This is a genomic window from Shewanella sp. SG41-4 (assembly GCF_014164505.1).
GTDB lineage: Bacteria > Pseudomonadota > Gammaproteobacteria > Enterobacterales > Shewanellaceae > Shewanella.
In genome coordinates this window covers 1-3493 of sequence record NZ_JACJFI010000343.1, presented here as the reverse complement: position 1 = coordinate 3493, position 3493 = coordinate 1, and the positions used below count along the sequence as shown (strand labels likewise).

General features: G+C 38.8%; 1 protein-coding gene and 3 tRNA genes. 3 read left to right on the top strand and 1 reads right to left on the bottom strand.

Annotated features, from left to right (window positions below):
* A partial coding sequence (uvrB, locus tag H5202_RS19340; protein WP_182773495.1) for an excinuclease ABC subunit UvrB occupies positions 1 to 1615 on the bottom strand: 1615 nt, incomplete at its 3' end.
* A 1587-nt stretch (positions 1616 to 3202) separates the two neighbouring features.
* Here uvrB and H5202_RS19335 point away from each other — a divergent pair.
* From H5202_RS19335 to H5202_RS19325, 3 genes are all read left to right on the top strand, one after another.
* Positions 3203 to 3278, top strand: a tRNA-Asn gene (locus H5202_RS19335).
* Between the two features lie 33 nt (positions 3279 to 3311).
* Positions 3312 to 3387 (top strand) — tRNA-Asn (locus tag H5202_RS19330).
* A 23-nt stretch (positions 3388 to 3410) separates the two neighbouring features.
* Positions 3411 to 3486 (top strand) — tRNA-Asn (locus tag H5202_RS19325).
* Positions 3487 to 3493: the final 7 nt, after the last annotated feature.

The window sequence follows — 3493 nt, the reverse complement described above, 5'->3', positions numbered from 1 at the left end:
TCTGAATGAGTGAGCGCTCTGAACGTAAAAAGCCTTCTTTGTCTGCATCTAAAATGCACACTAAGGACACTTCAGGCAGATCTAAACCTTCACGTAATAAGTTAATTCCGATCAGTACGTCAAAACGCCCTAAGCGTAAATCACGAATAATTTCAACTCGTTCAACGGTATCAATATCCGAATGTAAATAACGAACTTTAACGCCGTGTTCGTCAAGGTATTCACTCAAGTCTTCAGACATTCTTTTAGTTAATGTGGTTACCAGCACACGTTCATTAACCGCCACACGTTTGTGGATTTCAGACAAAAGATCATCAACTTGTATTCCCACTGGCCTAACTTCAAGCACAGGATCAAGTAATCCGGTTGGCCTTACCACCTGCTCTGCTAGCTCGCCGGTACTTTTTTCAAGCTCATATAACCTAGGTGTTGCTGAAACAAAAATGGTTGGCGGCATTAATCGTTCAAACTCTTCAAACATCAAAGTACGATTATCTAATGCGGATGGTAATCGAAATCCATACTCCACTAAGTTCATTTTCCGGCTTCTATCACCTTTGTACATAGCGCCAATTTGCGGTACCGTCACATGCGATTCATCAATAATCAGCAAACCGTCCGCAGGTAAATAATCTAATAATGTTGGTGGACCCTCTCCAGGCGATCTACCTGATAAATATCGAGAGTAGTTTTCTATTCCTGAGCAATAACCTAACTCGACCATCATTTCAATGTCGTATTGAACGCGCTCAGTGATCCGCTGAGCTTCAATCAATTTATTGTTATCGAGTAGATATTGACGACGTTCTCTGAGTTCTTCTTTAATATCTTCAGTTGCCGCTAAAATTTTCTCTCTTGGTGTCACATAATGCGTTTTGGGATAAATGGTGGCACGCGCTATTCGTTTGTTAATATGTCCGGTCAAGGGATCAAACTCACTTAAGCGTTCTATTTCGTCGTCAAATAATTCTATTCGAATGGCTTCACGTTCAGATTCTGCTGGAAAAATATCTATCACTTCACCGCGAACACGATATGTTCCGCGTTGTAACTCAATATCATTGCGTTTGTACTGTAATTCACTGAGCCGAATGAGGATGTCTCGTTGGCCCATAAAATCGCCTTGGCGTAAATGCAATAACATCTTCATATAAGAATCGGGATCGCCTAAACCATATATGGCTGACACAGAGGCAATAAGTACTACATCTTTGCGCTCTAACAGCGCTTTAGTGGCCGATAAACGCATTTGCTCAATGTGAGCATTCACAGATGCATCTTTTTCAATAAAGGTATTAGAAGCGGGTACATAAGCTTCAGGTTGATAGTAATCATAATAAGAAACAAAGTATTCAACCGCGTTATGCGGGAAAAACTCTTTCATTTCGCCATAAAGTTGCGCAGCAAGTGTTTTGTTAGGCGCCATAATAATCGTTGGCCTGCCCATTTGCTTGATCACATTTGCGATAGTGTAGGTTTTACCTGACCCCGTTACGCCTAGTAAAGTTTGGCTAGCGACGCCAGACTCTAAACCATCTACTAATTTTTTTATCGCTGTAGGTTGATCGCCGGCGGGTTCGAATTTGGACTCTAGGGAAAATACTGACTCTGACACAACATGGTTTCCTATTCTATTGAACCATTTATCATATACCTAAACACTGGTTAATGGCGATACATAATAGCACTGAACCGCTTCTGAGGTTGCTTGAAGCGATGTCTATATTGACGACAAAAAAACCTTAATATTATTTAATTTTGGTTTGTTTTATTCAGATCAATACCCGTTAATTATTTCATCATTATGGCACCTAAATGATCGTAACTTGAAAGTTATCAACAAATCGATTGGATCAGTAATAAAGGCCACAAATGTGCTAAAAATCGAGCTTAAACCTCAATTTAATACACAATCTACTGTTCGAAGATATTACAATTTTGCAATTGAGAGAACAGTGAAAAAACAAAGTAGTTGATTTTCGTATCTGTTTGATTAGAAACAACATAACTTATCGCTAAATATTTGTACCAATTTAAGTCCGACTCAAGCACGACAAGGGTTAGCCGCTCATTTACAGTAGAAGTCCACAAGTTTATCCACAGATTTAGTGGATAAGTCACTAAAGCCCAATACTACTGCGGGGTAGCGACGAAGTGAGTTTCATAAAAGCGTAAGAAACTTGTGTTGAAATTTAATTACATTTGCACATTAATACGAAAGATAGCGACAATAGTTCAGTGGTGGTTTCAAATTTGCAATCGGAGCATATTTTAGTAATGAATTTGACACCGATCAACATTGCGATCATATGCCACAGACTCCAGTATTGATTGCATCGCTATCACCTGCCCATATTCATAACTATCATTGATTAAATTGAAAGCTATGGCCCGTCGATACTGTCGATACTCAAACCAGTAATTTTCAGTCACGTCCGAGTGTCAAATAGTTGCACTGATTTAAGTGTGTCAACGTATAGGAATAATGTCACCTGTAATAACCGTGTAAACTCATCAACAGAAACAACAATGAATGACTCAGTTTCAAAATTTGTTTACTTAAACTACCAATGCTTTGTTGACTAAAATATCATTAAGCTGATTTTACTCAGTAGTTGCCGATGACGGCTTATACCGAGCCTCATAATACCAATTTCTATTTTGGGTAAAAAACAATTATAAAATCACAAGTTATACAGCTGTCTGTATTGTTTTATTGAAATTGCGTTGCATTAAGCTCCCTTATTGCTCTTCAAGATATCTTACATAACCCCACAAATTGCCCAGTTTGATGTTGTTGACTAGCCATGAAGCCATTTTTACCGATTGATTCAATTTATTTATATTGAACTGAACGTATATCCGCGAAGCCTTTCAATTCCAATTCCAATTCCACTTCCACTTCCACTTCCACTATGAAATCACATCACCGGCTCAGCGTAAAAACACAAAGTTAGACACTGAAAATACGATATTTACAAAAAATGGTCGTTATTATCGTGAAAATGTATTGTAAGAGTAAGTGATTAATTTTGTTTTCATTGTTTAAAAATTAACATAAATGCCCAAAAGTCGTTCACGATGTGTGTTTGGTAACCAATTAGTCACATAAATGCGTTTTTTTTTATAACTCGAGTTGACTCAGTTACCAGAGCGTTTTACTATGCGCTCCGTTCTCAGCAATACATTTGCTAAAAACGCTTCCCCAGTAGTTCAGTTGGTAGAACGGCGGACTGTTAATCCGTATGTCACTGGTTCGAGTCCAGTCTGGGGAGCCAATTTAGTGTGTAGAGTTGAGATGTAAGCGTAATTCCCCAATAGTTCAGTTGGTAGAACGGCGGACTGTTAATCCGTATGTCACTGGTTCGAGTCCAGTTTGGGGAGCCAACGTTTACAGTTATCGAAATAATTCCCCAATAGTTCAGTTGGTAGAACGGCGGACTGTTAATCCGTATGTCACTGGTTCAAGTCCAGTTTGGGGAGCCATCGAGAT